Raw genomic sequence first — 6000 nt, forward strand, 5'->3', positions numbered from 1 at the left:
CGTCGGGGACGGCCATGCAAACCGGCCGTCCGGCGCGCGGCGGCTTATGGCCGCTCGTCGTTGTAGGCGTACCAGCGGTACAAAAAACGCTGGCCGAAGCGGCGGAAAGGCGCAAAGGCCTGCGATTCGACCATCTCGCGCACGTTCGGGAAGGGCAGGCGCGAGGTGAAGATCGGCAGGGTCAGCTCTTGTCCCTTACCGGCGATCCATTGCGCCAGGCGCTTGCCGGCCTGGGCCGAATACATCACGCCGTTGCCGCCGTAACCGAGCGCGTAATAGATCGTTTCCTTCGGGTCCGGCTGATGGATGCGCGGCATCATGTCGTGGCTGACATCCACCCAGCCCCACCATGAGTAGTCGATCTGGATGCCTTTGAGCGCCGGGAACTTGCGCTCCATGTCGCCGATCAGGCGCTGCTCATACTGCTTTTGCGGTGCGTCGCGGCCGGTGATGGCGCTGCGGCTGCCGATCTGCAGCCGGTTGTCCGGCATCAGGCGGTAGTAGTGGCGCAGGATGCGCGTGTCGGTGATCACCTGGGTGGTGCGCAGGCCGCAGGCCTCGATCTCGGCCGCCGTCAGCGGACGGGTCACGATCGAGTTGGAGAGGATCGGCAGCAGCCGGTTTTTAAGCTCGCGGTGCAGGCTGTTCGAGGTGTATCCGCCGGTGCATACGCCGACCGCACGGGCCCGGACGATGCCGCCCGGCGTTTTCAGGTAATGCACGCCGTTGCGGGTCTCCCAGCCTTGCACCGGGCTGGCGGGGTGTACCGTGGCGCCGAGCGCGCGGGCTTTCTTGAGATAGCCGAAAGCCAGTTTGCCGGCGTGGATGCCGATGCCTTCCGGCTCGTGCATGGCGCCGCAGGCCTCGGTGTCGCCAATCCATTCGTTCTTGACCGTGGCCGCATCAAAAATGCGCGCATCGTACTTGAAAGTCTCGCGAAGCAGCTTCGCTTCTTTTTCGAGAATCGGCATGATGCGCGGGCGGTGCGCCACGTACAGGTGGCCGCCGGGCTGCGGATCGCAGTCGATGTCAGCGATCAGCGCCTTGAAGGTCTCCATGCCATCGACACATTCGCGGTGCAGCGCCAGCGCATCTTCCATACCGTAGCGTTCGATCCATTGCGAGCGCTTGAGGCGCCCCGAGGCGCACTGCGCCTGACCGCCATTGCGGGTGCTGCAGCCCCAGGCGGAGCGGTTGGCTTCCAGCACGGTGGCCTTGATGCCGTATGCCTGCGCCAGATGGATGGCGGTGGTCAGGCCGGTGAAGCCGGAGCCGATGATCGCGACATCCACATCGATGTCGTGCGTGATCGGGCCGTCGTCGGCCGGCGGCTCGCCGGCGGTGCCGATCCAGTAGGTGGGGGCGTAGTCGCGGCCCTGGCCCGGCGTCGGGCTGACCAGCGGATCGTAGGCCGGGTCATAGGGGCGGGACGGCGCGGTGGCGTTGCCGGTGGCAGCGTCGCGCAATACGGCGGTGGCATCCATGGTGGTGTCCTTGGCGGTGCGTCGAGGGCGAGGCTTAGCGGCTGGCCGTGGCGACTGCCGGACGGTCTTTGCGGAAGGCGTTCTTGACCGCGATCTTGCCGTCGCGGAAGGTGAAGATATCCACCATGCGCGCTTCGATGCGGGTGCCGTCGGCCTTGGTGCCGCAGAAGGTCGACTCCGACACGCCGCGGTCGCCGACCACGAAATGGTCGCCGTCGAGCCAGGCCGCGTCAGGGAAGGTCTGCCAGGCCAGCTCGAAGCCCTGACGGACGGCGTCGCGGCCAACAAAGCTACGGCCGAGTTCGTCGGGGCCGGCGGTGGCGTGGAAGGCGCAGTCGTCGGCCATGAAGCTCATCAGCGCGTCGAGGTCGTGACGGTTCCAGGCTTCGGCAAAGGCGGCGAGAAATTCGGCGGTGGGTTGGGCTTGGTTCGACATCTGAGTCTCCTTGGGCTGCGGCGATGGGCCGGGCGCTTCTGTGTGGGCGCTCTGGCGACATCGCCGAAATGTTGTGGAGTTCAGACTACGGGGGGCTGGTCCAATCACTTAGAGCCAGTTGGATAGAATCGTTTGGTCCAGCGGATTGGTCGACATGGCCGCAAATGGCGGTATACGGTGCGATCACCGCTTTGGGGGCCGGCGTGCGCTACGCCGATCTGTGCTAAATCATTGACAGATAAAGGCCGTAGGCGTCGCCGCTTCAGGTTTTTGGGGGTGGTGCCAGGGTGCGAAGCGCTTGGGCCAGCAAGGCAATGCCGGGGTCGACCTGCTCGTCATCAATCGACGAAAAGCCGAGCCGGAAGTAGTTGGTCGGCGGGGTGTCCTGGTTGAAAAACACGCTGCCGGGCTCGATCAGCACACCGAGTTCGGCGGCTGCACGGGCCAGTTCGGCCGCGTCCAGCCAGTCGGGGCCGCGCACCCAGCAGGAGGCACCACCCGACACCGGCGTGGCTTTCACCTCGGGCAGATGCGCCTTCAACGCGTCGAGCAGTCGCTGCGCACGTTGACGGTAGGCGGCCGAGAGCCGGCGCAGCAGCGCGTCGTGGTGGCCTAGCGACAGGAACAGCGCAAAGGCGCGCTGCATATAAACGGTGGGGTGGCGCAGGTTGAGCCGGCGGATGCCGCGCAGCTCGGTGATCAGCTCCGCCGGGCCAACCACATAGCCCAGACGCAGACCCGGCGCGATGCTCTTGGACAGGCTGCCGACGTAGATCACCCGGTCGTTGCGATCCAGGCTCTTGAGCGTGGGCAGCGGGTCGCCATGCAGGCGGTTTTCGCTTTCGTAGTCGTCCTCGATCAGGATGAAGTCGGCCTTCTCGGCCATCTCCAGCAAGGCGTGGCGACGCTCGATCGGCATGGTGACCGTGGTTGGGCACTGATGGCTGGGCGTCACATAAATGTAGTCGCAGGCGTAGAGCGCATCGCTCACCTGCAGCCCGCCATCGTCGACCGGCAGATTGACGATGCGTTTGCTGCGGCTGCTGAAAATATTGCGCGCGTCGGGGTAGCCCGGCGACTCCAGCCCCACCGGGGTATCGCTGCTGACCAGCAGGTCGGCCAGCAGATACAGCGCCTGTTGTGCGCCGACGGTGATGATGATCTCTTCGTTGGTGGCCCAGACGCCGCGGCGCGGCAGCACGCGGGTGCGGATCTGTTCGACCAGCGAGGCGTCGTCGCGGAAGATCATGTCCTGCGCCCACTCGTTGATTTCGAGCACGCTCAGGGTCTTCATGCAGCACTCGCGCCAGTCGGCGATGGGGAAGAGCGAGCTGTCGAACTGGCCGTACAGAAAGGGGTAGGGGAAGCGCTGCCAGTCGGCGCGCTTCTGGATGTTGCGCTGTTCGGTGGGGCGAAAACGGAAGCGGCGCGACCACTCCGGCGGCGCCAGCGGCGTCTCGCGCGGGCCGGCGGTGCGCTCGACCCGGCCGGCCAGGATATTGGTATTGATGAAGTAGCCCTTGCGCTCGCGCGACACCAGATAGCCTTCATCGACCAGTTGCTGGTAAGCGATGACCACCGTGTTGCGCGCGACGCCGAGTTGCACGGCCATGTCGCGACTGGAGGGAATCGGTGCATCCACCGGATGCTGTTCGTCGAGAATGACCGACACCAGCATCTGGCGAATCTGCCCTTGCAGGCTGAGGCCGGTATTGGCCCAGTGCTGAAAGAACTGGCTCCATTGCGTGGTGTGCGGCTTCAAGGACATGGCATTGGCTCGGACTTGCGGTTCCGTGGGGGCAGGCCCCGAGAGTAATGCTTTGCGCTGCGCCGGCAAACCCTTGTGCGAGGCGCAGCGCAGTTCTCAGGTCATCAGCCCGGCCATCGGCGAGGAGGGCGAGGCGGCAAAGCGCTTGGGCATGCGCCCGGCCAAGTAAGCGTTGCGGCCGGCACGCACCGCGTCGCGCATGGCAAGTGCCATGCGGATCGGGTCGTTCGCCTTGGCGATGGCGGTGTTCATGAGCACGCCGTCGCAGCCCAGCTCCATGGCAATCGCCGCGTCAGACGCGGTGCCGACGCCGGCGTCGACAATCACGGGCACCTGCGTCTGCTCGATGATCAGCGACAGGTTCCAGGGGTTGAGAATGCCCATGCCCGAGCCGATCAGACTGGCCAGCGGCATGATCGCCACGCAGCCCATGTCTTCGAGCATCTTGGCCTGGATGGGGTCGTCGCTGCAGTAAACCATCACGTCGAAACCGTCCTTGATCAGCGTCTCGGCCGCTTTCAGGGTTTCAGGCATGTTGGGGAACAGCGTCTTCTCGTCGCCCAGCACTTCGAGCTTGCACAGCGAATGGCCGCCCAGCATCTCGCGCGCCATCTGCAGCGTGTAGACCGCGTCGGCGGCGTTATAGCAGCCGCCGGTGTTGGGCAGAATGGTGAATTCGCCCGGCGGTACGAAGTCGAGCAGATTCGGCTCGTTCTGGTGCTGGCCGATGTTCACCCGGCGCACCGTCACGGTGACGATGTCGGTGTCGCTGGCCACGACCGCGTCGCGGGTTTCCTGAAAATCCTTGTACTTGCCGGTGCCAACCAGCAGCTTGGAGTTGTAGGTCTTGCCGGCAACGGTCAGCTGGTGGTCGGTGTCAGCGCCCGCGGGCAGGTCGTTCAGATTCATGCTGGAGTCTCCGGTTCAGCCGCCGCCAATGGCGTGGACGATTTCGATACGGTCGGCCGCTTCGATGCGGCGCGTCGGCCAGTCGCCGCGCTTGACCACCTCGCGGTTGATCGAGATGGCCAGGCTCTTGCCGGCCAGCCCGAGTTTGGCCACGAGGTCGGCCAGGGTGTAGGTCGCGTCGGCCGGGTGCGGCCGGCCGTTGAGTTCGATCTGGATCGCGTTCATGTCACTGTTTCCGGTAGATCTCGGCGCCTTGCTTCACAAATTCGACCGCCTTGGTTTCCATACCGCGCTTGAGTGCTTCGACTTCGCCGATGCCTTGCTTGGCGGCGTAGTCGCGCACATCCTGGGTGATCTTCATCGAGCAGAAGTGCGGCCCGCACATGGAGCAGAAGTGGGCGACTTTCGCCGACTCTTTCGGCAGCGTCTCGTCATGGAACTCGCGCGCCTTGTCCGGATCGAGGCCGAGGTTGAACTGGTCGGCCCAGCGGAATTCGAAGCGCGCCTTTGAGAGCGCGTTGTCGCGGATCTGCGCGCCCGGATGCCCCTTGCCCAAGTCGGCCGCATGCGCCGCCAGCTTGTAGGTGATGATCCCTTCCTTCACATCGTTCTTGTTCGGCAGCCCGAGGTGCTCTTTGGGCGTGACATAACAAAGCATGGCCGTGCCATACCAGCCGATGGTGGCCGCGCCGATGCCGCTGGTGATGTGGTCGTAACCCGGGGCGATGTCGGTGGTCAGGGGCCCCAGGGTGTAGAAAGGCGCCTCGTGACACTGCTCGAGCTGCAGATCCATGTTCTCGCGGATCAGGTGCAGCGGCACATGGCCCGGGCCTTCGATCATCACCTGCACATCGTGCTTCCAGGCAATCTGGGTCAGCTCGCCGAGCGTCTTCAATTCGCCCAGCTGGGCTTCATCATTGGCGTCATAGATCGAACCGGGGCGCAGCCCATCGCCGAGGCTGAAGGCCACGTCATAGGCCTTCATGATTTCGCAGATTTCCTCAAAGTGTGTGTAGAGGAAGCTCTCCTTGTGATGCGCCAGACACCACTTGGCCATGATCGAACCGCCGCGCGAGACGATGCCCGTCATGCGGTTGGCGGTCAGCGGCACATAACGCAGCAGCACGCCCGCGTGGATGGTGAAGTAATCGACGCCTTGCTCGGCCTGCTCGATCAGCGTGTCGCGGAAGATCTCCCAGGTCAGATCCTCGGCCTTGCCGTCGACCTTCTCCAGCGCCTGATAGATCGGCACCGTGCCAATCGGCACCGGCGAATTGCGGATGATCCACTCGCGGGTTTCGTGAATGTTCTTGCCCGTCGACAGATCCATCACCGTGTCGCCGCCCCAGCGGATCGACCAGGTCATCTTGTCGACCTCTTCCGAGATGGACGAGCCGAGCGCC

6 protein-coding genes are annotated in these 6000 nt (G+C 64.6%); all 6 read right to left on the reverse strand.

Annotation, left to right across the window (positions count from 1 at the left end):
* Positions 1–44: 44 nt before the first annotated feature.
* Positions 45–1484 (reverse strand): NAD(P)/FAD-dependent oxidoreductase, encoded by a 1440-nt coding sequence (locus FHP89_RS19070; RefSeq protein WP_144179388.1) that lies wholly within the window; start codon positions 1482–1484, stop codon positions 45–47.
* Positions 1485–1518: 34 nt separating this feature from the next.
* A complete protein-coding gene (locus FHP89_RS19075; protein ID WP_144179389.1) occupies positions 1519–1920 on the reverse strand; it encodes a nuclear transport factor 2 family protein in 402 nt (133 codons plus the stop codon).
* Between the two features lie 262 nt (positions 1921–2182).
* Positions 2183–3688, reverse strand: coding sequence for a MocR-like pyridoxine biosynthesis transcription factor PdxR (pdxR, locus tag FHP89_RS19080; RefSeq protein WP_144179390.1), 1506 nt, complete (start codon positions 3686–3688; stop codon positions 2183–2185).
* A 96-nt stretch (positions 3689–3784) separates the two neighbouring features.
* Positions 3785–4597: a thiazole synthase gene (locus tag FHP89_RS19085; RefSeq protein WP_144179391.1), complete on the reverse strand. Its 813-nt coding sequence runs from the start codon at positions 4595–4597 to the stop codon at positions 3785–3787.
* A 15-nt stretch (positions 4598–4612) separates the two neighbouring features.
* On the reverse strand, positions 4613–4822 hold the full coding sequence (gene thiS / locus FHP89_RS19090) for a sulfur carrier protein ThiS (RefSeq protein WP_222105446.1): 210 nt from the start codon (positions 4820–4822) through the stop codon (positions 4613–4615).
* A gap of 1 nt (position 4823) precedes the next feature.
* On the reverse strand, positions 4824–6000 hold a 1177-nt coding region (thiC, locus tag FHP89_RS19095; RefSeq protein WP_144179392.1), incomplete at its 5' end, for a phosphomethylpyrimidine synthase ThiC.

The organism is Denitromonas ohlonensis (assembly GCF_007625205.1).
Taxonomy (GTDB): domain Bacteria; phylum Pseudomonadota; class Gammaproteobacteria; order Burkholderiales; family Rhodocyclaceae; genus Nitrogeniibacter; species Nitrogeniibacter ohlonensis.